This window comes from Bradyrhizobium jicamae, from assembly GCF_018130215.1.
Lineage (GTDB): Bacteria > Pseudomonadota > Alphaproteobacteria > Rhizobiales > Xanthobacteraceae > Bradyrhizobium > Bradyrhizobium jicamae_A.
Genome location: NZ_JAFCKQ010000059.1, coordinates 1 through 26155, shown reverse-complemented (window position 1 = coordinate 26155; position 26155 = coordinate 1). Strand labels below are relative to the sequence as shown.

Annotated in this window: 22 protein-coding genes and 1 pseudogene; 7 read left to right on the top strand and 16 right to left on the bottom strand. The window is 64.6% G+C overall.

Annotated features, from left to right (window positions below; all coding sequences use genetic code 11):
* Positions 1-31: 31 nt before the first annotated feature.
* On the bottom strand, positions 32-661 hold the full coding sequence (locus JQ586_RS35870; protein ID WP_212399363.1) for a DUF2147 domain-containing protein: 630 nt from the start codon (positions 659-661) through the stop codon (positions 32-34).
* Positions 662-762: 101 nt separating this feature from the next.
* On the opposite strand from JQ586_RS35870, the gene hpnO reads away from it, so the two are divergent.
* Positions 763-2154 carry an aminobacteriohopanetriol synthase HpnO gene (hpnO, locus tag JQ586_RS35865; RefSeq protein WP_212399362.1) on the top strand — a complete coding sequence of 464 codons (1392 nt, stop codon included), beginning with the start codon at positions 763-765 and terminating at the stop codon, positions 2152-2154.
* Between the two features lie 116 nt (positions 2155-2270).
* Here hpnO and JQ586_RS35860 read toward each other — a convergent pair whose 3' ends face one another.
* The 10 genes from JQ586_RS35860 to JQ586_RS35815 all read right to left on the bottom strand — a co-directional run bounded on the left by JQ586_RS35860 (position 2271) and on the right by JQ586_RS35815 (position 11758).
* On the bottom strand, positions 2271-3035 hold the full coding sequence (locus tag JQ586_RS35860) for an anti-sigma factor (RefSeq protein WP_212399361.1): 765 nt from the start codon (positions 3033-3035) through the stop codon (positions 2271-2273).
* On the bottom strand, positions 3032-3589 hold the full coding sequence (locus tag JQ586_RS35855) for a sigma-70 family RNA polymerase sigma factor (protein WP_212399360.1): 558 nt from the start codon (positions 3587-3589) through the stop codon (positions 3032-3034). The genes JQ586_RS35860 and JQ586_RS35855 overlap by 4 nt, the downstream gene beginning before the upstream one ends.
* A gap of 94 nt (positions 3590-3683) precedes the next feature.
* Complete coding sequence (locus JQ586_RS35850; RefSeq protein WP_212399359.1) at positions 3684-4028, bottom strand: cupredoxin family copper-binding protein; 345 nt, start codon at positions 4026-4028, stop codon at positions 3684-3686.
* Positions 4029-4046: 18 nt separating this feature from the next.
* Positions 4047-4997 (bottom strand): metallophosphoesterase, encoded by a 951-nt coding sequence (locus JQ586_RS35845; RefSeq protein ID WP_212399358.1) that lies wholly within the window; start codon positions 4995-4997, stop codon positions 4047-4049.
* Positions 4998-5323: 326 nt separating this feature from the next.
* Complete coding sequence (locus tag JQ586_RS35840) at positions 5324-7240, bottom strand: potassium transporter Kup (protein ID WP_212399357.1); 1917 nt, start codon at positions 7238-7240, stop codon at positions 5324-5326.
* Positions 7241-7315: 75 nt separating this feature from the next.
* Positions 7316-7663 carry a gamma-glutamylcyclotransferase family protein gene (locus tag JQ586_RS35835; protein WP_212399356.1) on the bottom strand — a complete coding sequence of 116 codons (348 nt, stop codon included), beginning with the start codon at positions 7661-7663 and terminating at the stop codon, positions 7316-7318.
* Between the two features lie 31 nt (positions 7664-7694).
* On the bottom strand, positions 7695-9314 hold the full coding sequence (locus tag JQ586_RS35830) for a GMC family oxidoreductase (protein ID WP_212399355.1): 1620 nt from the start codon (positions 9312-9314) through the stop codon (positions 7695-7697).
* Between the two features lie 99 nt (positions 9315-9413).
* On the bottom strand, positions 9414-10880 hold the full coding sequence (locus JQ586_RS35825; protein WP_212399354.1) for a sodium:solute symporter: 1467 nt from the start codon (positions 10878-10880) through the stop codon (positions 9414-9416).
* Entirely contained in the window at positions 10877-11074 is a 198-nt protein-coding gene (locus JQ586_RS35820; RefSeq protein ID WP_212399353.1) for a DUF3311 domain-containing protein, read from the bottom strand. Before JQ586_RS35820 ends, JQ586_RS35825 begins: the two co-directional genes overlap by 4 nt.
* 222 nt (positions 11075-11296) lie before the next feature.
* Positions 11297-11758, bottom strand: a complete 462-nt coding sequence (locus tag JQ586_RS35815; RefSeq protein WP_212399352.1) for a T6SS immunity protein Tdi1 domain-containing protein — start codon at positions 11756-11758, stop codon at positions 11297-11299.
* A 213-nt stretch (positions 11759-11971) separates the two neighbouring features.
* On the opposite strand from JQ586_RS35815, the gene JQ586_RS35810 reads away from it, so the two are divergent.
* On the top strand, positions 11972-13144 hold the full coding sequence (locus JQ586_RS35810) for a M20 aminoacylase family protein (protein WP_212399351.1): 1173 nt from the start codon (positions 11972-11974) through the stop codon (positions 13142-13144).
* Between the two features lie 23 nt (positions 13145-13167).
* On the opposite strand, the gene JQ586_RS35805 is transcribed toward JQ586_RS35810, so the two are convergent.
* Positions 13168-14349 (bottom strand): cytochrome P450, encoded by a 1182-nt coding sequence (locus tag JQ586_RS35805; RefSeq protein WP_212399350.1) that lies wholly within the window; start codon positions 14347-14349, stop codon positions 13168-13170.
* Positions 14350-14587: 238 nt separating this feature from the next.
* Between JQ586_RS35805 and JQ586_RS35800 the strand changes: the two genes are divergently transcribed.
* Positions 14588-15499 (top strand): LysR family transcriptional regulator, encoded by a 912-nt coding sequence (locus JQ586_RS35800; protein WP_212399349.1) that lies wholly within the window; start codon positions 14588-14590, stop codon positions 15497-15499.
* 66 nt (positions 15500-15565) lie between these two features.
* Here the strand turns inward: JQ586_RS35800 and JQ586_RS35795 are convergent, their stop codons facing one another.
* The gene (locus JQ586_RS35795) at positions 15566-17188 is read right to left on the bottom strand and encodes an inorganic phosphate transporter (RefSeq protein ID WP_212399348.1); all 1623 of its coding nucleotides are present in this window, start codon (positions 17186-17188) and stop codon (positions 15566-15568) included.
* A 501-nt stretch (positions 17189-17689) separates the two neighbouring features.
* Positions 17690-19138 (bottom strand): UdgX family uracil-DNA binding protein, encoded by a 1449-nt coding sequence (locus JQ586_RS35790; protein ID WP_212399347.1) that lies wholly within the window; start codon positions 19136-19138, stop codon positions 17690-17692.
* A gap of 162 nt (positions 19139-19300) precedes the next feature.
* Here JQ586_RS35790 and JQ586_RS35785 point away from each other — a divergent pair, with 162 nt between their 5' ends.
* The 3 genes from JQ586_RS35785 to JQ586_RS35775 are packed head-to-tail and all read left to right on the top strand — an operon-like array spanning position 19301 to position 25141.
* Complete coding sequence (locus JQ586_RS35785) at positions 19301-20095, top strand: ImuA family protein (RefSeq protein ID WP_212399346.1); 795 nt, start codon at positions 19301-19303, stop codon at positions 20093-20095.
* The gene (locus JQ586_RS35780; RefSeq protein ID WP_212399345.1) at positions 19986-21596 is read left to right on the top strand and encodes a DNA polymerase Y family protein; all 1611 of its coding nucleotides are present in this window, start codon (positions 19986-19988) and stop codon (positions 21594-21596) included. The genes JQ586_RS35785 and JQ586_RS35780 overlap by 110 nt, the downstream gene beginning before the upstream one ends.
* 2 nt (positions 21597-21598) lie before the next feature.
* Positions 21599-25141: an error-prone DNA polymerase gene (locus JQ586_RS35775; protein WP_212399380.1), complete on the top strand. Its 3543-nt coding sequence runs from the start codon at positions 21599-21601 to the stop codon at positions 25139-25141.
* Here the strand turns inward: JQ586_RS35775 and JQ586_RS35770 are convergent.
* Positions 25138-25455 (bottom strand): DoxX family protein, encoded by a 318-nt coding sequence (locus JQ586_RS35770; protein ID WP_212399344.1) that lies wholly within the window; start codon positions 25453-25455, stop codon positions 25138-25140. The two genes, JQ586_RS35775 and JQ586_RS35770, sit on opposite strands and share 4 nt — an antisense overlap.
* A gap of 1 nt (position 25456) precedes the next feature.
* Positions 25457-25837, bottom strand: coding sequence for a DUF4267 domain-containing protein (locus JQ586_RS35765; protein ID WP_212399379.1), 381 nt, complete (start codon positions 25835-25837; stop codon positions 25457-25459).
* Between the two features lie 215 nt (positions 25838-26052).
* On the opposite strand from JQ586_RS35765, the pseudogene JQ586_RS41380 reads away from it, so the two are divergent.
* A pseudogene (locus JQ586_RS41380) lies at positions 26053-26155 on the top strand (IS5/IS1182 family transposase); the annotation flags it as partial.

Sequence of the window (26155 nt, the reverse complement as noted above, 5' to 3'; positions counted from 1 at the left end):
GCACCGCGTATCTACGTCGTATCCAAACGCGCTATTGCGTCGGCGTCGGATGTGCGATCTCCGGAAGCAGACAGATATCGCCGATGTCGGCCGGCGTATTGGCAGCCTGCTTCTGTCCCGGCTTGTGTGCAGGTGCCACGGAGCCGGTGGTTTTGGGGGGCTGCGGCGCTGCTGCCGATTTGGGTGCACCGGGCTTCGGCGGGTTGCCGGCGACGCTCGCCGGGATGGGCGGACCGACACGGGTCCAGGTCTCGCCGCCGCACAGGAACCCGAGCACGCAGCCCTGGATCTCGAGCTGGTCCGTGCCCACAGGCTTGATGGTCGAGCTGTAGAGCTGGCCGTCCTTGGCGTTGTAGACCTGTCCTTCCCACGCATCGACGCCGGGCTTCTTCTTCATGTCGATCAGGATCGGCATGCTGAGCGTCGGCCGGCTCTGCTTGGCCGGATCGGGATTGTTCTTATCCTTGCCGCCAGGGGCTTTTTCCCAGGACACAGCACCCCACATGTTGCCATTGCACTGGGCGACGCGAATGGTGGCGACGCCGTCGGCGACCATCCAGTCGCCTGTGGGGTCTGCAGCCAATGCCGGTGCTACTACGGTGGCCAAAAATAAACCTGAAAAGGCTATTGTGCGCGCGAACGTTCTTGGGCAGTGCAACATGGTCCATACCTGTGCTTAAGTGGACGATCCGACCAGGGGTCAAAAGCCGCTGGGGAGCGTTTTAAGTTGACGAGATGGCCAACAACCGACGTATGTAACGAATGATAAGTTCCAATTTAGACGTTTCCGAGATTTTTGTGGAGCGCGAGGGGCAGCGCGGTGCCATGCACACGCGTCACCTCAACGAGCAACTCGTTCGCGTTCTCAAGACCATCGGCTACGACGTCGGCTTCCAGAAGGGGCAAGGCCAATACCTCTTCGATCGTCAGGGTGCTCGCTATCTCGATCTATTGAGCGGATTTGGCGTTTTTGCGATCGGCCGCAACCACCCGGCGCTGCGCTCGGCGCTGAAGAGCGTGCTCGACGCCGATCTGCCCAATCTCGTGCAGCTCGATGTCTCGACGCTCGCCGGCGTGCTCGCGGAACGGCTGCTGGAATATGTTCCATATCTGGACAAGGTGTTCTTCGCCAATTCCGGCGCCGAAGCCGTCGAGGCCGCGATCAAGTTCGCGCGTGGCGCCACCGGCCGCCCCGGCATCGTCTACTGCTCGCACTCGTTCCATGGCCTGTCCTACGGCGCGCTGTCGCTGACGGACGATACGAACTTCCGCAGTGGCTTCGAGCCGCTGCTACCGGGCTGCACCCCGATCCCGTTCAACGATCTCGCGGCGCTCGAAAAGGCGTTGTCGTCGCGGCAGGTCGGTGCGTTCATCGTCGAGCCGATCCAGGGCAAGGGCGTCAACATGCCCACCGACGAGTTCCTGCCGGGCGCGCTGGCGCTGTGCCGCAAATACGGCACGCTGTTCATCGCCGACGAGATTCAGACCGGCATCGGCCGCACCGGGAAATTCCTTGCGATCGAGCACTGGGGCATCGAGCCCGACATGGTGCTGCTGGCGAAGGCGCTGTCGGGCGGACACGTGCCGATCGGCGCATTGCTGACGCGCAAGAACATCTTCGACAAGATCTTCAACCAGATGGACCGCGCGGTCGTGCACGGCTCGACCTTCGCGAAGAACGATCTCGCAATGGCCGCCGGCATCGCGACGCTCGACGTCATCAAGGCCGAGAAGCTGGTCGAGCAGGCCGCCAAGCGTGGCGCCGAGCTGCGGCTGGCGCTGACGCGCATGGTGCCGGGCTATGAACTGATGAAGGAAGTCCGCGGCAAGGGCCTGATGATCGGCGTCGAATTCGGTCCGCCGAAATCGCTGCGGCTGAAGGCGTCGTGGAATCTGCTGGAGACCGCCAACAAGGGGCTGTTCTGCCAGCTGATCACGGTGCCGCTGTTCAAGGACCACAAGATCCTCACGCAGGTCGCCGGCCACGGCCTCCACACCATCAAGCTGCTGCCGCCGCTCGTCATCACCGACGAGGATTGCCGCTGGATCGAAAAGTCGTTCGACGAGGTGATCGCGGGCAGCCACAAGGTCCCCGGCGCGATCTGGTCGCTCGGCAAGACGCTGGTCGACAACGCGGTACGCAAGTCGGCATAAGAACCCGTAGCCCGGATGACGCGCAGCGAAATCCGGAAAAGCTTCCCCGCGGATGGACCGGCACCGGATTTCGCTTCGCTGCATCCGGGCTACTGATCCAATCCGCCCTGCGACTCTCATCCCTCCTTGTTCGCCCGCATTGCGGTCTCGAACTTCTCGCCGAATTCCGACAGCTCGTCGGCGCCGATGTCGCTCACGGCCCAGTAGTTCAGGCCGCGGTCGCTCCAGCGGCGGATGTTGAAGCCCTGTAGCGTCGTCATCGTCGCCGCGCGACGTTCGGTGTTCGCGGTCTGCGCCACGAACAGGTTGATGACGTGCTGGCGCCGCTTGTAGACCACGGCGCCGATCTCGCGGGCGTTGACGTAGTCGAGCCGGCCGCCGATCAGCGTAAAGCCTTGCGCGGTGAGATCGATGACCGGCGGCGAGACGTCGAGCTTGCCGTTGAACCACGGCTTCACCGTGTGCTGGTCGGTCGAGATCACGTCGGTGAGGTGGCCCGCCTGCAGCGAGCGCAGATGCGCCGACACCACTTCGGCCTCGATGCGCTGCTCGTCGTCATTGCGCAGCACGATCGCGAACAGGCCGGTGGCGGCCATCGCCGACACCGCGGAGCCCAGCGCGAAACCGCGCAGCACCGAGCGCCGGCTCGGCACCGCTTGCGGTTGTGGCAACGCCTTCTCGATCTTGCGGCGCAGCTCGAGCGGCGCCTTGTAGCGCACCTCGGTCTCGGCCATCGCCTGGCTGATTTCGCGATAGTCCTGCATCAGGGCCGTGCAATGCGCGCACCCCTCGATATGGGCTTCCACCTCGCGCGCATGGCCGGCGTCGAGTTCGCCGTCGATCAGCGCGTGAAGCAGCACTTCGGCTTCCTCGCAGGTCATTTCGCTTGCTCCTGTTCCGCAAGCCAGGCCGATCGCAGCATGGCGCGGGCGCGCGCGAGGCGGGACATCACGGTGCCCACAGGCACGGCGGCGACGTCGGCGATCTCGCGGTATGAAAGATTCTGGATTTCCCTTAGCACGAAGGTCTCGCGGAACGGCTCGGCCAGCGCCGCGATCAGCTTGCGCACGGTATCGCCGTCGAAGCGGCGAAGCATCTGCTTCTCCGGCGTCTCCGGGGTCTCATGCCACAGCGGCGCCTGGTCGGTGCTCTCAGGCACCTCCTCGACGGGAGCAGGCGCAGTCTTGCGCCGGGCGAATTCGGCGCGGCAGACATTGCGCAGGATCGCGAACAGCCACGGCTTCATCGCAGGTCCGCGGTAGCTGTCGAAATGCTTGTAGGCGCGCAGGTAGCACTCCTGCACCGCATCCTCGGCATCGGCGGCGTCGCGCAGGAGATAGCGCGCCAGCGTATAGGCGTCGTCGAGATAGGGCAGCGCGGCCTCGCGAAAGCGCCGCGCCTTTTCGGGATCGTCTTGCGGCGCTTTGACGGCCATCGTGTCCTGCCCGGCAGTTCCAGAAACGGCTCGCGCCCGGCCGGGGGCGGAGACCCACCGGCCGGGCATGGTTGTGATGACATGGGTGGACAAATTACCCAACCTTGATGCTGCCTGTCATGTGCGGATGCAGCGAACAGAAGTACTTGTATTCGCCGGCTTCCGTGAAGGTGAACGAGAAGCTGCCGTCGGTGTCCATCGCCTTGGAGCGGAACTTGGCCGGGCACACCACGGTGTGCGGGATGTCGTCCCGGTTGGTCCAGGTCACGGTAGTGCCGACCTTCACGTTGAGCTGGGCCGGATCGAACGAGAAGTTGTCGATATGCACCGCGACGTCTCCGGCGCGAGCCGCAGTGTCCTCGGCGCGGGCCGCGGACACAGGCAGCAGCAGGGTCGCGACCACGGCGATGCCGAAGTCGCGGCGATTGATCGAAGTCATGGCCTTGTCGTCCTTCCGTTAGCCCTGCAGTGGCGTGTCGATGATGGCCAGCGGCTGGTTGTTCTGCTTGAAGTTGATGCTGGCGACCCCGAGCATGCTGCGCAGCTTGGCATCCTCGACCTTCATCGGACCGGGCGAGGGGGCAGACCCCGGCGCCGGCTGCGGGAAGGCTGTCGAGCGCGCGGTGTGGAAGGTGACGTTGCCCTCGACCTTCTGCATCACTTGGTGGATGTGGCCGTTGAGCACGGTGACCGAGCCAAAACCCTTGACGTATTCGAGCGCGCGGGCGCCGTCCTCGGTGCCCCAGCCCCATTGCGGATAGACCGTCCACAGCGGGATGTGGGCGAACAGCACGATCGGCGTCGATTTGGAGCGGCCCTTGAGGTCGTTCTCGAGCCACTCGAGCTGCTCGTTGCCGAGATTGCCGAGCCCGCCGCCCTTGAGATCGACGACATTGACGAGGCCGACGAAATGGACACCACCGGCATCGAAGGAATAGTAGCCCGCGCCCACGGTGCCGCGGCCGTAGCGCTCCTTGTAGAGCTTGACCTCCTCGTCGATGAAATCGTGCTCGCCGGGCACGTAGTGTACGTCGAGCTTGGCCTCCGAGATGATGCGCTCGGCATCGTCGAATTCGGACGCCTTCGACAAATGGGTGATGTCGCCGGTGTGGATCATGAAGGACGGCTTGGCCTGCATCGCCCTGACCTTGCCGATCGCTTCCTCCAGCGTGCCCTTGGCGTTCGGATTGGCGGGCTTGTCGAAGCCGACATGGCTGTCGCTGATCTGCATGAAGGTCATGCCGGTCGGCTCGGCCGCGGCCGCCGAGCCGACGATGCCGAGCGAATGCGGCACGCCGCCGGTGATGGTCCAGAGCACGCCGGTGCCGGCCCAGGTCATGCATTCCAGCACTTTGCGTCGGCTGACGCCTTTTTCCTGATCATGATGGTCGTGATCGTGTCCGCTCATGGCAAAATCTCCCGTGGGCCCCAGGGATTGGGTTTCCGGGAGAGGTGATTGGCGGGGGCAGGCGGTTATTCCCGACGGTCCCGGCAAAGCGGGCCGGGGCGATGACGATTTCGTGAAGGATGACATTGTGCGCTGCAGCGGGCCGAGCGCGATGCTCCCGATCATGAACGGCCGCAACAAAGGTGTCTTGCAACCGTCAGCGTAATGTCAGCGCTCCTGCGTAAGAGTTGCCTACTTGGCTTTAGTACCGCGTGAGTGGCGTTGCGCCGTCCCCTCGAGGGGACGGCGTTTTTCCTGTGGCGGGCGGCCGATCGCAGCCTGACGCCTTACAGTTCCATCCGGCTGCCGATCTCGATCAGCGACGCGCTTGGAATCTTGAAGCGGTCGATCGCGTGGGCGGCATTCCGGGACATGAACGCAAACAGCGCGATCCGGAGCCGGGCGATGGGATTGCGGCGCTCGCGGTTGATGAGATCGTGACGTTCGACGTAATACGTCGGATCGTTCCGGATCGGCACTCCGATCTCCTTCGCGTTCGAGAGCACGTTCGGCAGGTCGGGGATCTCGACGAAGCCGAAATGCGTGGTGATGTGCCAGATGCCCTCGCAAAGCTGCTCGCAACGAATGCGATCGGTGGACCTGATGCGGGGAACGCTTTCAAAACTGACCGTCAGGGCGACCGCCGTTCGATGCAGCGAATGTGCCTGCCTGACATAGTCGACGATGATCGGCGGAATCCTGTGGCTGAGCCGGGTCAGGAATATCGCCGTTCCCGGCACGCGCGTGATATGCTGCTCGCGGAGCCCGTTGAAGAACGCATCGATATGCTGCGATCGCGCCATGCTGCGCCGATGCAGCGCGTCGATGCCGAAATGCCAGGTGGTCATGATGGCGAACACCAGGGTGCCGAACAGCAGCGGAATCCAGCCGCCCTCGGCGATCTTGAAGAGGTTGGCGAGGAAGAACGCAAGGTCGACCGTGAGCAACAGGCCTGCGATTGCGCCCGCGTGCAGCACGCCCCAGCGCCACCTGCGTCGCATCACCCGGTAAAGCAATGCGGTGGTCAGGACCATGGTCGTGGACACGGCAGCGCCGTAGGCACCCGCGAGGCGGTCCGAGCTGCCGAAGCCGATCGTGAGCGCGACGGTCAGGCACATCATCATCCAGTTCACGAAGGGCACGTAGATCTGGCCATATTCCTCGGCCGAGGTCTGGTTGATCCGCACGCCGGGAAACCATCCGAGCTGCATGGCCTGGCGTGTCATCGAGAACGAGCCGGTGATGATGGCCTGGCTTGCGATGATGGTCGCCAGCGTCGCGAGCGTCACCAGCGGGTAGATGCCCCAGACCGGCGCCAGCTTGAAGAACGGATTGGCGGTCCGATCGGGGGATGCGACGAAGTTGCCGACCTGTCCGGCGTAGTTGAGCAGCAGCGCGGGCAGCACGATGCCGTACCAGGCGATGCGGATCGGCCCGCGACCGACATGCCCCATGTCGGCGTAGAGCGCTTCGCCCCCGGTGAGCGCGAGGAACACGCCTCCGAGCAAGGTGAAGCCCAGCACGCCATGCGTGGCGAGGAGCCGGAGGCCAAGCATCGGATTGACCGCGCCGATCACGTCGGGATGCCGCACGACCGAGGCGATGCCGAGCAGCGCCATCGTCACGAACCAGAGCAGCATCACCGGACCGAACGCCTTGCCGACGGTTGCGGTACCGTGACGCTGAAACGCGAACAGGGCGATCAGAATGCCGACGGCGATCGGCATCGTGTACGGCCTGAAGGCGCTGGTCGCGACATTCAGGCCTTCGACGGCGCTGAGCACCGAGATCGCCGGCGTGATGATGCCGTCGCCGTAGATCAGGGCGGCACCAAACAGGCCAAGCGCGACGAGCCACCTTCCGCGACCGGACCAACGCGCGCCGGTCAGCGCCATCAGCGCAAGGATGCCGCCTTCACCGTGGTTGTCGGCGCGCATCACAAACAGGCAATACTTCACCGAGATCGTGATGATCAGCGCCCAGAAGATCAGCGAGAGCGAGCCGAGCGCAGCTTCGCGGGTGAAACCGTCACCCGTCAGGTGAACGATCGTCTGCAGCGTATAGAGCGGGCTGGTGCCGAGGTCGCCATAGACGATGCCAAGCGCAAGCAGGATCCCGGTCGCGCCGGGCGCGTGCCCGGACCGGCGGTGCGCCTCTCCGGCGAAGCCGGTCTTGTCGTCAAGCGCCGAAATCCAAGAGGGCATCCGTGACAACGACGATGTCGCCGGATCGTTGCTTGGCGATGATCGGTCGTCCGGGATCATCGCCGAACTGGTCGGTCAGGCCTTGATGTAGACCCATGCTTTCAGGCCGGAGCACAGGACAACCGCGACGCGCTTGTAGTCGGAGACCTCGTAGCGGTCGGCCGCGGCCAGTTCCTCCGCGGTGATTTCGAACACCATTCCGTCGACGGTCTCATTCCGATCATCCGTCGGCACGACGATCGGGTGAAAGCGTTCACCGCTCTTTGCCAGGACATCGGTGTCGGTGACTTCGACAACGGTCTTCTTGAAGCCCGGAATTGCGTCGCGGCGCCCTGCCAGCCGGCGGCCGAACGACGACAGCTGCACGCTTTCGAGCTGCAACGTTCCATATGAGAACAGCAATATTTTCTCGGCGCCGGTCATTCTCGTGATCCTTCGTGGAAGCGGAATCCCACTAGCGTCCATCCTGCAGGATCATCGCCGCGCCTTTCTCGGCGATCATCGCGGTCGGCGTGTTGGTGTTCCCGGAGGTGATGGTCGGCATGACCGAGGCATCGGCGATACGCAGTCCGTCGAGGCCGTAGAAGCGCAGGCGCTCGTCGACAACAGCCATCGGATCGTTCGCCGTCCCCATCTTCGCCGTGCCGACGGGATGGAAGATCGTGGTGCCGATGTCGCCGGCGGCCCTGGCCAGCGAGGCGTCGTCGTCGCCGACAGACGGGCCGGGCAGGAATTCCTCGGGATGATACTTCTCCAGCGCCTTCTGCTTCATCAGCCGCCTTGTGGTGCGGATCGCGTCCGCTGCGACCTGGCGATCGTCGTCGGTCGAGAGATAATTCGGCGCGATCGATGGCTTGTCGTCGGGCGTGGCCGAGCGGATGCGCACGGTGCCGCGCGAGGTCGGCTGCAGATTGCAGGCGCTCACGGTGATCGCGGGGAAGCGGTGCAGGGGATCGCCAAACTTGTCGAGCGAGAGCGGCTGCACATGGAACTGGATGTTGGCGCGCGATCGCGTCGCATCCGAACGCGTGAAGATGCCGAGCTGTGACGGCGCCATGGTCAGCGGGCCGCGGCGGCGGAACGCATAGTCGAGGCCCATCAGGCCGCGGCGGATCAGGTTGTAATAGGTCTCGTTCAGCGTCTGCACGCCTGATACCTTGTAGATCGCGCGCTGCTGCAGGTGATCCTGCAGATTGCGGCCGATGCCGTGCACGTCGAGCACGATGTCGATGCCGAGCGGCGACAGCCATTCGGACGGGCCGATGCCGGAGCGGTGCAGCACCTGCGTCGATCCGATCGATCCGGCGCACAGGATCACTTCGCCCCTGGCGCGTGCCTCGATCGTCTCGTCGCCTTTCCGGAACAGCACGCCGGTCGCACGGCCGCTCTCGACGATCAGGCGGTCGACCAGCACATTGGTCTCGAGCCGCAGGTTCTGGCGATTCAGCACCGGTTTGAGGAAGCCGCGCGCCGACGACCAGCGCCGGCCGCGCTTCTGGTTGACGTGGAAATAGCTGGTGCCTTCGTTGTCGCCGGTGTTGAAGTCCGGGATGCGCTTTATGCCCATCTCTTCCGCGGCGTCGCCGACCGCGTCGAGCACTTGCCATGACAGCCGCGGCGCCTCGATGCGCCAGCCGCCGCCTGTACCGTGGTGTTCGCTTTCGCCGAGGAAGTGATCCTCCAGCCGCCTGAACGCGGGCAGCACGTCGCTGTAGCTCCAGCCCGCAAGCCCGAGTTGCCGCCAATGATCGTAGTCCGCGGCTTGTCCGCGCATCGAGATCATGGCGTTGATCGCCGACGAGCCGCCGATCACCTTGCCGCGGGGATAGGCGAGCGCACGGCCATTCAGCCCCGGCTCGGCCTCGGTCTTGAACATCCAGTCCGAGCGCGGATTGCCGATCGCAAAGAGGTAGCCGACCGGGATGTGAAACCAGATCCAGTTGTCGTTGCCACCGGCCTCCAGCAGCAGCACGCGCTTCCTCGGATCGGCCGAGAGGCGGTTGGCCATGATGCAGCCGGCCGTGCCCGCGCCGACGACGATATAGTCGAAATCACCCTCGAGCCTTCGCGGCATGTCCTCTTCCCGGCAGTCGTTCTTGAGAGTAATGGCCAAAGCCGGCGCAAAGCACAAGGGATGACCGCTTGCGACGCCGGCGCGAGTGATGTCCTGGATTTATTCCGCGGGCGCGCGAGCCGGCGCTGCGGCGGCCCGCATCGTCAGGCTCACCGCAATCAGCACGATGACATTCACCGCCAGTGCGACGATGCCGATGTTGAGGTCCTGGACCTGGACCGGCAGCCACGGCAACTTGTGGAAGTTCGCGCCCGTCAGGCTGACGGCGGCCACCGTGGCGACGCCGGCGATGATGCCCGCCGCTGCGCCCTCGCGCGTGGCGATGTTGCGGCGTGCGAGGCTCAGCACCAGGGCAGGAAACAGCTGCGTCACGAAACTGTAGCCCATCAGCAGGAGCGCAACGATGGTCTCTCCGCCCTTCAGGGTAAAGAACACCGCAACCAGCGCCACCACAGGCACCAGGAGTTTTGCGAGCCGCGATATCTGCCGATCGTCGGCCGACGGGTTGACGACACGATAGAGATTGTTGGCGATCAACGTCGCGGCGGTCATCAGGATCATCGAGCCCGGCACCAGGGCGGTGAGCACGCCGGTCGCACCGATCACCCCGACAAACCAGGGATCGAACGTCTTGACCGACAGCTTGAACAGCGCAAGGTCGATGTTCGAGCCCGTGAGGCCGGGAATTTGCAGGCTTGCCGCAAAGCCGACGAAAAACACGAACAGCAGGATGAGCTGATAGAGCGGCAGAACGATCGCATTCTTGCGGATCACCGTGGCGTTTTTGGCCGTGTAGATCGATGCGAAACCGTGCGGCCACATGTAGAAGCCAAGTGCAGTGAGCAATACGGTCGAGGAGAACCACCACAGGCTCTCGCCGTGCGCCGGCAGCGCGGTGAATCCCGGCTTGGCCTGCTCGATCGCGGCGAACATCGATCCGAGCCCGCCATAGTAGTGATAGGGCAGGTAGATGCCGAGGAAGATCACGACGCCGAGGATCAGGCTGTCCTTGGCGACCGAGGTCCAGGCCGAGCCGTGCACGCCCGAGACCATCACATAGGCGGCGACGACGATCGCGCCGATCCAGATCGCCAGCGTCGGCGAGATCGCGCCGTAGCCCGCGACGTCGACGATGATGCCGAGCCCCTTGAACTGGAGCACGAGGTAGGGGATCAGCGCCACGATATCGACGAGCGCAACAAGGACGCCGAGCGCAGGACTATCGTATTTGTGCACGAAGAAGTCCGACTGCGAGTAGAGCCGGTTCTCCTTGGCGTAGCGCCAGATCGGCGGCAGCATGAAATAGGAGAGCACGTAGGCAAGCGTGCCGTAGGCGAGAATGTAATAGGCCGGCGCGCCCTTGCCGTAGGCATAGCCGCTGCCGCCGAGGAATGTGAAGGTGGTGTAGATCTCGCCCGCGAGCAGCAGGAACACGAAGAGAGCGCCGAAACCGCGTCCGCCGACCGTCCACTGCTCGAGGTTCATGTCCTTGCCGCGATGGGCGAGAAAGCCGAGGGCGAGTGCCAGCAGCGCGGCGGCAGCGATGAACGGAAGCGCGCTGTTCATGGCTCGTCCTCGCGGTTGGCCGGATCACTCGCGTAGATGGCGGCCATGATCAGGGACGAAATCAGGATCCACGCCACGATCCATGCGAGCAGGACAGGCAGGCCGAAGATCAGCGGGGTCGCCTCGTTGACGAAGAACGGGCCGACCAGGAGAGCGAGGAACGGGACGATGGCGAGCCAGCGGATGCTGCGCATGGCGAGGCCTCTGGTTTGCAGTGAAAACCTGCCCCATTCGCGAAGGTTCCTCGCAAATCCGAATGGTTACGAAAGCTTCAGGTTTCGAGGGGCGGCGGGCCACCTCAAGCGAGGGCTGCGTTCGTGAAAGTTCCCCACGCGAGGCCAAGCGGGGTTCGTTCCCCCACTCCTGCCAGCTCGCCTTCGCGCTCCGCGGAAAAACTCCGGCGTCGAACCGCAGCCTCAATCGACCACGTTGATCTTGATGGTGGCCCCGTCGGGCAAGTCCTTGGTCTGCTCGTAGACCGAGCCCGTAAAGCTGATCCAGTCTCGCCAGGAGCACATCCAGATGTTGTCGACCTCGTACTTGCCGCCAAACAGGGGAAGCGTCGTGTAGGCGTAGCATTGGGAGGCGCCAAGGTTCAGTCCAGCCGCGCGGCACCGATCGACCAAAGGACGCAGCAGCCAACCATTTGCATCGTCAACGCAACCCTGGCGGAACTCCTCCTCTGAGGCGGCGATCCTTGCAATCGAGCCCGTCGACACTTCCAGCATGTAAACCGCGCCTGCCCCATCCGCCAAAAACACGTCCGCGAACAGGTTGGCTCCCAAAACGCGGCACTCGGCAGGCAGTATGTCCGACCAGGCGGCGAGTTGGGTGAGCGCGAGTTCAACCAGAAGGAAGTCCGAGCGATTCTGTTCCATCTGGTGATCATGGATGCCCGGTCGCGCCGCGGCAAGCCTGTCATGTGGGCATGCTCGACCACACGACCCGGCGCTTTCGATAACTTCCGGCCGCCTCGCCCTGCGTTTGCAGCCCGCCGCTGCGAGCCTGGGACATGCCGCGCCTGTTGGGTGGAGTGCCCCTTGCATGCTAGACAAGTTTCGGAAATCCAACCCCCTGAGGCCAGAACTCCTATGCCCATCGTCAATCGCGTCGCCGATCTGCAACCCGATATCCAGGCCTGGCGCCGCAACATCCACGAAAACCCCGAGCTGCTCTATGACGTGCACCGCACCGCATCATTCGTGGCCGATCGGCTGAAGGAGTTCGGCTGCGACGAGGTGGTGACCGGTCTCGGCCAGACCGGGGTGGTCGGCGTGATCAAGGGCAACAGGCCGGCCAATGGCGGTGACCTCAAGGTGATCGGCTTGCGCGCCGACATGGACGCGCTGCCGATCCAGGAAGAGACCAATCTGCCGTACGCCTCCAAGACGCCCGGCAAGATGCATGCCTGCGGCCATGACGGCCACACCGCGATGCTGCTCGGTGCCGCGCGCTATCTCGCCGAGACCCGCAATTTCGCCGGCACGGCGGTGGTGATCTTCCAGCCGGCCGAAGAAGGCGGCGCGGGTGCGGCGGCGATGATCAAGGACGGGCTGATGGACCGCTTCGGCATCGAGCAGGTCTACGGCATGCATAACGGCCCGGGCATTCCGATCGGATCGTTCGCGATCCGTCCGGGTCCGATCATGGCGTCGACCGACGAGGTCAACATCTCGATCGAAGGGCTCGGCGGCCACGCCGCGCGTCCACACAAATGCATCGATTCCGTGATGGTCGGCGCGCAGCTCATCACGGCCTTGCAGTCGGTGGTGTCGCGCAGCGTCGATCCGCTCGATTCCGCCGTGATCTCGATCTGCGAATTCCATGCCGGCAACGCCCGCAACGTGATCCCGCAGACCGCGGAGTTGCGCGGCACGGTCCGCACCCTGACCCCGGAAGTCAGGCAGCTGGTGGAGAAGCGCATCGGGGAGGTGGTCAAGGGCGTCGCCCAGCTGACTGGCGCCAGGATCGATCTCAACTACAAGCGCGGCTATCCCGTCACCGTCAACCACCGTTCGCAGACCGAATTCGCCAGCCGCATCGCCCGGGAGGTCGCGGGCGAGGGCAATGTGCATGAGATGCCGCCGCTGATGGGCGGCGAGGATTTTTCCTACATGCTGGAGTCGCGGCCCGGCGCCTTCATCTTCTGCGGCAATGGCGACAGCGCGGGCCTGCATCACCCCGCCTATAATTTCAACGACGATGCGATCGTCTACGGTACCTCGTATTTCGTGAAGATCGTGGAGAGCGCGCTGGCCGCATGAGGATGTAGCGCGTCACGCTCTCTTCACGCATCCCACCTGACCGGCAGCGATACCGGGCCGCGGAACACCCAGCCGCGCACGATTGGCGGGGCCTCGTCGCGGAGGCGCAGATTGCGCAGGCGTTCGAACAGCATCGGTCCCACGATCCTGCCGACGGTCAGCCGCGACACCCAGGTGCCGGCGCAGAAATGCGGACCGGCGCCGAAGGCGAGGTGCGATTGCTTCGGCCGCGAGATGTCAAAGCTGTCCGGGTCGGGAAAGCGTTGGTCGTCGCGGTTCGCCGCGCCGACGCAGAGCCCGATCTGAAGGTCCTGCGGCAACGTCACGCCGGACAGTTCAACCGTGCGGGTCGCGCGGCGTGGATACATGCCGATCGGCGAGATCCAGCGCACTGCTTCCTCGAGCGCGGCCGGCCATAGTTCCGGCTGCGCCAGAACGTTCTGCTTCTGCGCAGGGTTCGCGAGCAGGCCGAGCACGAGGGTGAGGATCGCATCGCGCGGCTCGTTCAGCCCGCCGCCGATGATCACCTTGATGTTGGCCCTGATGGCCTCGATCGGCATCGGCGGGTCGGCATTGACCATCGAGGACAGGATCGTGGGATTGGGACTCTCGCGATGACGATCGAGCACCGCCTCGATCGCGGCGTCGACATCCGCGCCCGCCTGCATCGCTTTTCGCTCGACTTCGGGATCGCCAGCGTAATTGCCGGCACCGTCGATCAGCGCCTGCGACCATTCGGCAAGCCGCTGCCATGGCATCGGCTCGAAGCCGATCATCTCCATCAGGGCGAGGGAGGCCATTGGCGCGGCGAGCGCCGTGAACAGGTCGGCTTCGCCGGCCTCGGCGAGATCGCGGACCAGCCGCTCGCAGATCACGGTGAATTTCGGCGCCCAGTGGTCCTTGATCGTGGCCGGCCGGAACGACGGCTCGATCGCCTTGCGACCGATCGTGTGTTCGGCGCCGTCCTTGCGCATGAAGGTCGGTCCCATCACCTTGTTGACGAGGGACGTTGGATTGTCGGCCGAATAGCTCGCGGGATCGCGCTCGATGGCCGCGATGTCCGCAAAGCGCGTCACCAGCGTCAGCTTCGCCGCTTCGACGTAGACGGCGGGTGCCGTTGCGCGCAGGCGGCGGAAGATCGGATAGGGATCGTCGAGCAGGTCGTGGTAGGCGATATCTGCGACGATGGGCACGGCGCGGGTCATTGGTCCTCCCGGGGTGTTTTTTGCAAAGGCTAGCCGGAAGGCATTGCCCGCTCAATTCGATGGATTGGATTTTGGTCATCGAAATCCTGCATGACCATGTGATAGGCTGCCGGAGCTGTTTCCGTTCCGATGGAATCGGAACGAAGCCCTGGATGTTTGTCTTGACGCGTTTTCTTCACGCGAACCGGTATCCGCTTCGCTCGAAAGCGCTCTGGCCGGTCAATGTAGGAGCGGGGTGATGACGGTCCATTCTGCGGTCGATGCGATCGACATGGGTACGCTGCGCACGCTGGTTCTGGTCTACGACCTCAAGTCGTTCTCCGCCGCCGCCAAGCGGCTCGACGTCAACCAGTCGACCATCAGCTATGCCGTGGAGCGGCTACGCGGCGTCATGCAAGACCCGCTGTTCGTTCGCAAGGGCAATGGCGTCAGCGCCACCGAGCGCTGCGCGGCGATGGTGGCATGGGCGCGGGACACGATCGGAGAGATCGAGGGGCTCGCTTCGCCGATCGTGTTCGATCCTGCGACGGCGCAGGGCGCGGTCACAATCTCCTGCAACCACCACGAACGCAAGACGCTGATCCCGCGGTTCAGCGCGCTTTTGCGCGCCGGTGCGCCGCAGGTCCGTCTGGTGCTGCTCGATGCGGCGGGACACGGCAATGTCCACCTCAAGCAGAACCAGTGCGACATCGTCCTCGGACCGGTCGGGATCGTCGGCGAAGGCTTCTTTCGGCGCCACATCCTCACCGACCATTATGTTTGCGTGATGGATCCGGCCAATCCGCTCGCGCGCGGCCGGATCACGCTTTCGGCCTACGCCGAGGCCGAACATGTCTTCGTCACCCATAGCGGGGAGTGGCAGCCGCTCTATCTCGATGTGCTCAAGGCGAGGGGCATCGCGATCGCGCCGATGGTGACGCTGCCGAACCACGACAGCCTGGAGCAGGTGATATCGGACACGCCTCTGGTCGCGACCATTCCATACCATCTGGCTCGCAGCATGCGCGGCCGCCTGCACATCGCGCCGTTGCCGTTCCGCGTCCCGATCTCGATCGACATGTACTGGAGCGGGCGGACCGCCAAATCCGGCCTGCACAAATGGGCCCGCGGCCTCATCGCCGAAGTGGCGAGGAGCTGCGCGGCCGCCTAGACGCAGAAGGCCCGCACCATGGTGCGGGCCTTCTTCGACGCGTCGGTGCGCCGAAAGCGTTGGCAGTCAGAAGATGTGGTAGAACAGCAAGTACAGCACGCCGGAGAGGATCATCGCGGCCGGCAGGGTCAGCACCCAGGCCATCGCGATGTTGCGGATCGTCGCCCATTGCAGGCCGGATCCGTTGGCGGCCATGGTGCCGGCGATGCCTGACGAGAGCACGTGCGTGGTCGAGACCGGCAGGCCGTAGCCGTCGGCGGCTGCGATCGTCGCGGCCGCAGTGATCTCCGCGCAGGCGCCTTGCGCGTAGGTCAGGTGGGTCTTGCCGATCTTCTCGCCGACGGTGACGACGATGCGCTTCCAGCCGACCATGGTGCCGAGGCCGAGCGCGATGGCGACGGCGAACTTGACCCAGCTCGGGATGAACTTCGTCGCGGCATCGAGCGAGCCCTTGTACTGGTTCAGCGTTGCGACGTCGGTGGCCGAGAGCTCGGCTTCCTTGTCCTTCATCAGGAAGCGGATCGCCTCGGAGACCAGGTACATGTCGTTACGGGTGTTGCCGACCTGGTCCGCCGGGAACTTGGCAATCGATCCGTACTCGGAGACCTGTTTGCCGATATCGCGCACCAGCACCGCGAGTGACGGATAGGTGCCTTCGTTGATCTGATGCTGCGCGACATAGTTGGTCACGGCCGGGCGCGGGTTGCCGATCACGTTGTAACCGGCTGCCTTGGCTTCGATCACCTTGCTGGCCGCGGTCGAATAGCTCGCGAACTGCTCGGTCTGGCTCGCCGGCAGGGCGCGGTTCAGCGCATAGGCGGTCGGCACGGTGCCGATCAGGATCAGCATGATCAGGCCCATGCCCTTCTGGCCGTCATTGGAGCCGTGGAAGAAGCTGACCAGCGTGCAGGTCAGGATCAGGATGCCCCGGATCCACCACGGCGGCGGCTGGTCGCCGACCGGCTCGCCGAACAGAGCGGGCGTCGCGCGTGCCAGCACGGCCTTCAGGATGTAGAGCAGGCCCGCCGCGAGCACGAAGCCGAACAGCGGCGACAACAGCAGCGCCTTGGCGATATTGCCAGCCTGCGACCAGTCCACGCCCGAGGTGCCGTCGCGGCCGCGCAGCAGGGCGTTGGTGATGCCGACGCCCATGATCGAACCGATCAGGGTGTGCGAGCTCGAGGCCGGCAGGCCCAGCCACCAGGTGCCGAGGTTCCAGATGATGGCGGCGATCAGCAGCGCGAACACCATCGCAAAACCGGCGCTCGAGCCGACCTGCAGGATCAGCTCGACCGGAAGCAGCGAGACGATGCCGAACGCGACGGCGCCCGTGGAGAGCAGCACGCCGAACAGGTTGAACATGCCCGACCAGACCACGGCGACATGCGCCGGCAGCGAGCGGGTATAGATCACGGTCGCCACCGCATTGGCGGTGTCGTGGAAGCCGTTGACGAACTCGAAGCCGAGCGCGATCAGCAGGGCGACGAAGAGCAGGATGTAGGGCAGGAACGACGTGACCCGCGCACCGGTGGCGTCGACGTCGGCATAAATGCTGTAAGCGACGAACAGCAGGGCGGCCGCGACCACGCCCATGTAGATAATACCCGTCATCGGGTGGAAGCCCTTGTCGAGATCCGGGCCTTTTTTCAGGGCGGGCTCGATCGAGCCGGGTAACGCAACATCGCTCATTGTAATCTCCTGTCCCAATGGCCCCGATTTTGATCGATGCATATGACAGGCAATTGAAATTCGCCCGCGGAGGCCGCCGATAGTGGTGGAAGGCGGAGCCTGTTTTGGTGCAATGCAGGGCGCAGCCTGCGATGAGGTTTCGATGCACCAGGCTTCAAGGCGGCCGGGCGACCTCGCCTGCCGCGCGCGGGGGCACTATTGGCCGCGCAACGTCGTGACAGGCACATGGCCACCCGCACTGACAATGCAGCTCTGCGGACTATGCAAGTCTCGGGAGATTTGATGGGATCAGCAGATCGAGGCCGCGCGCTGCACGGCTGGGGCTAGTCGAACCGTGCAGCGCGCCGACCTCAGGGTACGTCATGGCGTGAACATGACGCCCAATGCCTGCAGAGCATGCGACCATATCATGGATCAATTAAAGGTTGTAGATTTTTGTCGACTGCTTCCGCATGTTTTACACCGATTTGAGCGTCGGAGTTCCCTTGGACTCGCGACCGCTCAAGCGGCATTGGCTGATCGGCGCAGGAACGTTGCGGCGATTGTCAGGTCGTCGACAAAATGTCGGTACTCGAGTGCCCTGGCGTCCTCGTCCGGCAACCGCAGCAGATAGGATGGATGCACGGTGACCAGCACCTTGGTGTTGTCGTGATCGATCAGGCGGCCGCGGTTCTTGTTGATTGGCATGATCTTTCCGAGCACGCTCTGGGCTGCGGTTGCGCCGAGCGCGACCACCAGCTCCGGCTTGATGACCGCCAGTTCGCGTTCATACCAGGGACGGCAGGCGCGGATTTCGGTCGTGCCCGGCTTCTGGTGCAGGCGAATCTTGCCGCGCGGCACGAATTTGAAATGCTTCACCGCATTGGTGACATAGACCTTGCCGCGGTCGATGCCGGCGTCCCGAAGCGCGCGACCGAGCATCTCGCCGGCGGGGCCGACGAACGGCTTGCCGGCAAGGTCTTCCTTGTCGCCGGGCTGCTCGCCGACCAGCATGATCGATGCGTTTTGCGGGCCTTCGCCGAACACGGTCTGCGTTGCGTCCTTCCACAGCGGGCAGGCGCGGCAATTGGCGGCCTCTTCGCGCAAGGCTGCGATCGTGTCGTGTGTGTCTCGGGTTTTCCTTTGGGTTTCCCGGCGGACCATCGGCGTGTCCCTAAGTCTCTCGCGCTTCCGCGGCTTGCGTGGTTCGGCCGTCTGGTTTGCGATGAAGGCGCCGCCCGTCATCCGCATCGCGTCTTCGAGCAGCGGTTTAATGATCGAATCCTCGGGCAGGTTCCTCCAATAGGCCTGCGGCGCCTCCATCACCTTCAGACGTGCCGGATTGAACAGGCCGCTGTAGTGACGCCGCCACGTTTCCTCGAGCCGGTCCTCGCCCGTCATCTCGGATCTGGCGATGCCTGACGTGATCGAGATCGCGTGGCCGTCCCAATGCGCTGACACGTCGGGGGTCAGGATCGACCATGGCATGTCGGCGAAGCGGCTGGCGAAGAAAGGCGCGACGTGTTCGACGATGCGATGCTCGGGCTCGAACCAGGCGACGTAATGCGCCTTCTGCTCGCGGCCGATCTCGCGGAAGCGGAGCTGCCCCTGCATCCTGTCCATGTCGCGATAGACCGCGCGTGCCATCGCGTGGACCTCGCCGACTTCCGGGTCGGTCGTGACGCCGAGCAGGTCGTGATGGCTGCGCAGCCGCCAGACGAGGCGATAGAGCAGGGCGAAGCGGTCATCCTTGCGATGCAGGATCGCAGTCCTTGCCAGCTCGACGAAGCTGGCTGGGACGTTGAACGTCCCATTCGGTGGATCGGGCAGGTCGCCGGATGCCGGACCGGGTTCGTCGTCACTGCGAACAGTCCATGTGACGTCAGACGGCGTCACGCCATTGAGCGCCAGCCGCCGCGCGGCCCTGCGCCAGCCTTCGAAATCGGTGTCGTTGTCGAGCATGATGTGCATGGGATTGATTCCGCTCATGAATCAGAGAGCCCTCTAATCCGATTGACTCCACGGGCCCTGTTAGCTTTATATTAGAACATATCATGAACAAATGAGCCAGTACCTGGTTCTCTGTTCAGACCAGTGACGGCTTCAAATTTTGGTCGGGAAGGAGCGGCGCACATGAATGGCGCACGCACGGCTACGCTTGCGTCCTTGCGCGGCAGCATCGCGCGCATCGAGGCGCCGTCTGACGCGAACCTGCCGAACCGCGTCGCGCTGGGGCATGACGGTGCAGACGCGATGCTGCGCGGCGGGCTTGCGCCGGCCGCGCTGCACGAGGTGTTCGCGGCCGGCCATCAGGGCGGGGCGGCAACCGGCTTCATTGCGGGACTTGCCGGGCTGATATCGCCGCGCAAGCCTCTGGTCTGGGTGCGGCAGGATTTTTCCGATCTCGAAAGCGGTGCGCTGTCGATGCGCGGGCTCGCCGAGCTCGGACTCGATCCGCGCCTCCTGGTCACGGTGCGCGCCGCCGATGTCGACAGCGGCCTGCGCACCGCGGCGGATGCGCTCGCCTGCGATGCGCTGGGCGCTGTCGTGCTGGAGGTCTGGGGCAATGTGCGCCAGCTCGATCTGGTCGCCAGCCGCAAATTGACCTTGGCAGCCCAGGCCTCCGGCGTCAGCGCGCTGGTGCTGCGGATCGCGGCAACGCCGATCCCCTCGACCGCGGAGACGCGCTGGATCGTGCGTGCGGCGCATTCGCCGCCGGGCACGGCGGCCAGTGTTTGGGGCGCGCCGCGCTTCGATGCCGAGCTCGTTCGCAATCGTCATGGCCCGGTCGGGCGATGGATCATGGAATGGAAATGTGATGAGTGCCAATTCAGTGAACCGTCGGCGTATCCTCAGCCTCTGGCTGCCACGCCTGCCCATCGATCGCATCAAGCGGAAGCTCGCGCAGGGCAGCGCCTCGCGAGTTGATGCCCGGGAGGTGGCAGGACTCCCCAGCGTCGTGGTCGCAAAGGACCACAATGCCATCCTGCTCCATGCCGTCGACGAGGCGGCGGTCCGTGCGGGCCTCTCGATCGGGCTGCCGCTCGCCAATGCGCGCGCGATCTGTCCCGAGCTCATCGTCTACGATGCCGATCCCCCGGCGGACGCGAAAACGCTTGCTGACATCGCCGACTGGTGCGATCGCTTCACGCCGCTGGTGGCGCTCGATCCGCCTTATGGCCTGTTCCTCGACATCACCGGCTGCGCGCATCTGTTCGGCGGCGAGCGCGCGCTGCTGCAAATCGTGACTGATGCGCTGAGCCGCCGCGGCTTTGCCGTCAGCGCCGCAATCGCAGGCACCTCGATCGCGGCGCGCACGCTGACGCGGCACGTCTCGGGAAAGATCATCGCCGGCGGCGAGGAGGCGCAAGCCATCGGCCCGCTGCCGGTTGCAGCGCTCGGCGCGGATGAGGCGATCACATCAGGCCTGCGCCGCGCCGGCTTGAAGACCATCGGCGATGTCGCCGCGCGTACCCCGCACGAGATTGCAGCGCGGTTCGGCACAGCCTTCACCACCTTGCTCAGCCATGCGCTCGGGCAAGGCGATGCGCCGATCAGCCCGCGCAAGCCGCTGCCCGATTACATCGTCGAGAAGCGCTTCCCCGAGCCTGTTGCCACCGACACCGTGATCGCGCTGACCTTGCAAAGCCTCGCCAGGATGCTGGTTGCGGCGATGGACAAGCAGGGCAAGGGCGCGCGGCAACTGGAGGCGAGCTTCTTCCGCACCGACGGCGCGGTGCGCTCGATCATGGTCGAGACCGGCCGCCCGGTGACGCGGCCCGAGATGATCGACCGCCTGTTCCGCGAACGGCTCGACGCGTTGAGCGATCCGCTCGATCCCGGTTTCGGCTTCGATCTCGTCAGGCTCGCCGCCGGCCGCACCGAGATCGTGGTGCAGCAGCAGCGCGACCTCGATGCAAACGTGCACGACAATGACGAGATCTCGGCGCTGATCGACCGCATCGCCGCCCGTATCGGCGGACAACGCGTCGTTGTGCATCTGCCGCTGGAAAGCCACATCCCCGAACGATCGGCGCTCGCGCTGCCGGCGCAGCATCATCTGGCTGCCGCGACCGCGGCCGCCTGGCCGGAGCGCGTCGCCGGCGAGCCGCCGCTGCGACCCCTGAGGCTGTTCGAGCGGCCGGAGCCCATAAAAGTGCCGTTCGCGACCGTGCCCGACGGCCCGCCGCATCAGTTCACCTGGCGCCGCGCGCTGCATGCGGTGGTCAGGGTCGAGGGTCCCGAGCGCATCGCGATGGAATGGTGGAAGCAGGACGGACAATCGCTGACGCGCGATTACTTCCGCGTCGAGGACGCCGAGGGCCAGCGCTTCTGGATCTTTCGCGACGGTCTCTATGACAGCGAGCTGCGGGATGAGGAGGGCCAGCCGGTTCCCGCCAACTGGTACGTGCACGGGCTGTTCGCATGAGCATGCCAATTCCAGACTATGCCGAGATCGGCATCACCAGCAATTTCTCCTTCCTGCGCGGCGGCTCCGACCCGCGCGCCTACGTGCACGAGGCGAGCAGGCTGCGTATTCCCGTGATCGGGCTCGCCGATCACAACACGCTGGCCGGCGTGGTGCGCGCCTGGAAGGAGCTCGACAGCGACGAGGTTGCGCATCCGCCAAAGCTCCTGATCGGCGCCCGCGTCGTCTTTTGCGACGGCACGCCCGATATCCTGGTCTATCCGCGCGACCGCGCCGCCTATGGCCGGCTGTGCCAATTGCTCACCCGCGGCAAGCGCGGCGACGACATCGTCCGGATCGAGAAGGGCGAGTGCCATCTGGCGCTGGCCGATCTGCTCGACTTCGCCGGCGGCCAGTTGTTGGTGCTGGCCCTGCCGCACCGCTTCGACACGACTGATACGCTCGACCTGCTCGCAAAACTGAAGGCGAGCGCCGCCGACGGGGTCTGGCTCGCCGCAAGCCTGCTCTATCGCGGCGACGACAAACGCCGCCTTGCGCGCCTCCATGCACTCGCGGCCAAGGCTGTTGTGCCGCTGCTCGCCACCAACGAGGTGCTCTATCACCATCCCGCGCGCCGTCCGTTGCAGGACGTGCTGACCTGCATTCGCGAGAAGACCACGATCGAGGCGGTCGGCCGCAGGCTCGAAGCCAATGCCGAGCGGCATCTCAAGCCGGCGCATGAGATGATCAGGCTGTTCCGCGACTGGCCTGCGGCGATCGCAGAGACCATGCGCTTCGCTGATCGGATCAGCTTCTCGCTGGACCAGCTCAAATACCAGTATCCCGACGAGCCGGTGCCGCCGGGCAAGACCGCGCAGCAGCATCTCGAGGACCTGACCTGGGCCGGCGTCGACAAATATTTCGGCGGCCGGATCGATACAAAACTCCGCGCCACCCTCAACAAGGAGCTCGCGCTGATCGCCGAGCTGAAATACGCGCATTACTTCCTCACCGTGCACGACATCGTGCACTATGCACGCAGCCAGAACATCCTGTGCCAGGGCCGCGGATCGGCGGCGAACTCCGCGGTCTGCTACGTGCTCGGCATCACCTCGGTCGATCCGACCAAGGTCGATCTCCTGTTCGAGCGCTTCATCTCCAAGGAGCGGCTGGAGCCGCCGGACATCGACGTCGATTTCGAGCATTCGCGCCGCGAGGAGGTGATGCAATATGTCTATCGTCGCTACGGCCGCCATCGCGCCGCCGTCATCGCCACCATCATCCATTATCGCCCGCGCAGCGCGATCCGCGACGTCGGCAAGGCACTGGGGCTGACCGAGGACGTCACCGCGGCGCTCGCCGACACCGTGTGGGGCAGCTGGGGCAAGGGCCTCAACGACATGCAGGTGCGGCAGGCCGGGCTGGATCCGAAGAACGCGATGATCAACCTCGCGGTCGAGCTCGCCACCGAGCTGATCGAATTTCCGCGCCATCTCTCGCAGCATGTCGGCGGCTATGTGCTGACCCAGGACCGGCTCGACACCTATGTGCCGATCGGCAACGCCGCGATGGACGACCGCACCTTCATCGAATGGGACAAGGACGACGTCGATGCGCTCAACATGATGAAGGTCGACGTGCTGGCGCTGGGCATGCTGACCTGCATCCGAAAATGCTTCGACCTGATCGACGACCACAAGGGCGAGCGCTGGGCGCTTGCCAGCGTCCCGCAGGACGATGCCGAAGTCTACGACATGCTGTGCCGCGGGGAATCGCTCGGCGTGTTCCAGGTCGAGAGCCGGGCGCAGATGAACATGCTGCCGCGGCTGAAGCCGCGCACCTTCTACGACCTCGTCATCGAGGTCGCGATCGTGCGCCCCGGGCCGATCCAGGGCGACATGGTGCATCCTTATCTGCGGCGGCGAAGCGGTCAGGAGAAGGTGAGCTATCCATCGCCGTCGCCGGAGCATGGCGACAAGGACGAACTCTACAAGGTGCTGCACAAGACGCTCGGTGTGCCGCTGTTCCAGGAGCAGGCGATGCGGATCGCGATCGAGGCGGCAAAATTCACCTCCGAAGAGGCCAACGGCCTGCGCCGCTCGATGGCGACCTTCCGCAACCTCGGCACCATCGGCACCTACGAGGACAAGCTGGTCGGCAACATGGTCGCGCGCGGCTATTCACCGGACTTCGCCCGCAGCTGTTTCGACCAGATCAAGGGCTTCGGCTCCTACGGCTTTCCGGAAAGCCACGCCGCGAGCTTCGCGCAACTCGTCTACATCTCCTCCTGGCTGAAGCATTATCACCCCGACGCATTCTGCTGCGGCCTGCTCAACTCGCAGCCGATGGGCTTCTATGCGCCGGCGCAGATCGTCGGCGACGCCCGCAAGAATGGCGTCAAGGTGCGCGAGGTCGATGTGTCCTTTAGCTTTGCGCAGAACACGCTGGAGGAGAGGGACGGCAAATACTGCGCGGTTCGGCTGGGTTTTCGGCAGATCGACGGGTTTCACTGGCTGGATGAAGACGAGGAACGGTTGAAACGGGATCAAGCGCTGCGACGCCGACGAAACGCGGATGTGGATGAGTCAGGAAGGCACGAACGGTTGGGCTCTCTCTCCCCTTGCGGGGGAGAGTTGGAGAGAGGGGTAAGCCACGACCACCGCCCGTGCGGCTTACCCCTCTCCCTAACCCTCCCCCGCAAGGGGGGAGGGAACCCTCCTACCTCCTGTGCGGCGTTGGACGGAGATGAACACGACTGGGCCGACCGCATCATCGCCGCGCGCAACAGAAAACCCTTCACCTCGCTGGAGGAATTCGCCCGCGACACCGCGCTGCCCAAGCGCGCGCTGATCCTGCTGGCGGATGCCGATGCATTCCGCTCGATCGGGCTCGACCGCCGCGAGGCGCTGTGGGCGGTGCGGCGATTGCCCGATGACGTGCCGCTGCCCTTGTTCGAGGCGGCGACGGCGCGTGAGCAGCCGGATGAAAACGCGCAACCGCTGCCGGAGATGCCGCGCCCCGAGCAGGTGGTCGCCGACTATCAGACCATCCGCCTGTCGCTGAAGGGCCATCCGATGGAATTCCTGCGCGGGATGTTTTCGAAAGAACGCGTCGTCGCCTGCCATCAGATCAACCGCGACAACGACCGCCGCCGTGTCCGTTGCGCCGGCGTGGTGCTGGTGCGGCAGCGGCCGGGCAGTGCCAAGGGCGTCGTGTTCATGACGCTGGAGGACGAGACCGGCATCGCCAACATCGTGGTGTGGCCGAAGGTGATGGAGCAGTACCGCAAGGAGGTGATGGGCGCGCGCCTGATCCTGGTCGAGGGCTATATCCAGAGCAGCCCCGAGGGCGTCACGCATCTGGTGGCGCAGCGGATGATCGACCGCTCCCATGATCTGACCGGTCTCGCCAACGGCGGTCTCAGCCGCAAGCACCCGGTGCCGGCGGGGCCCGCGCTGATCGAGCCGCTCAACGACGACCGCCGCGATCATGTCGATACGCCGGCGCAAAAAATCCGTCACCCCCGCAACGTCCGCATCCTGCCGCCGTCCCGGGATTTTCACTAGAGCGTTGCGGCAAGCGCAATCAAGGCGACGAAACCACCAAGTGGCGCAAGGTGCGAGAAATCGCGGTGGCGCAGAACGGTCAGAACCGCAGCCGCAATGATGATCGCCCCGAGCGTCAGGCCGACAATGCGGCTGACGGGGAGCGCAATCAGAATGGCGCTCACGATCTCCAGTCCACCGGTCAAAATGCCCCACCAGCGCGGGTAACCCCGCCGGGCGAAATCGCTTTGCGTCCCGGACGTGCCGATCGCGTTGAAGAGGCCTGCGCCAAGGAAGCCGGCAACCAGCAGCCAGGTCGAAAGAGCATGCACCATCTCAAGCCACTCCAGAGATCAAAGGCATGGCCGCCAGGACCATGATTGCTGCCGTGAGACCGTGCACGCCGAAGGCGCTCCTGGCGGATCCTTTCGCTGCAAGAATGAGCAGCATGTCGCCGACGGGGATGACGGCTTCCACAAGCAGAATGATGCCGACCGCGCCGGGCGCGCCCCACATCATGAACGCCAGGACAGCCAACCCCGATGCGATGTCGCGCACCCCCTTGAGGCGAAGCCACCAGGCGGTGTTGGCGCCGTATTCGGGAAGCGGCAGCCCGAAACTGCGCGTCGCGATCGCGGGGCGCATGACATAAAGGATGCCGATCGCGATAATTGCGAGAGCCACCAGCAACGCTGTTCCCGACGCAAGCCAATGCATCATCATGCCTGTTCCCCTTAACCTTGAACATAATCTAGCATTGCTAGATCAATTAAGTTAGCGTTGCTAGATCGTCAAGCGACGGTATGATCACGAATCTGTGGGCCTCAGGTCCGGGAGATCGAGGCGAGAGATCTAGCAGGCTGTTGAAAAAGGCGCTCGCCGTCGACCGGCGACCATGATTCATTGACTCCGACGAGATTCGGAGACGATGCGTGCGCGGCGGCGACAATCGAACGGGCGAGCTGTTCAGCTACGTCGACCTGGAAGCACGGGTGCGGCGTGATCATCCGCTGCGAGCGATCCGGACGATCGTGA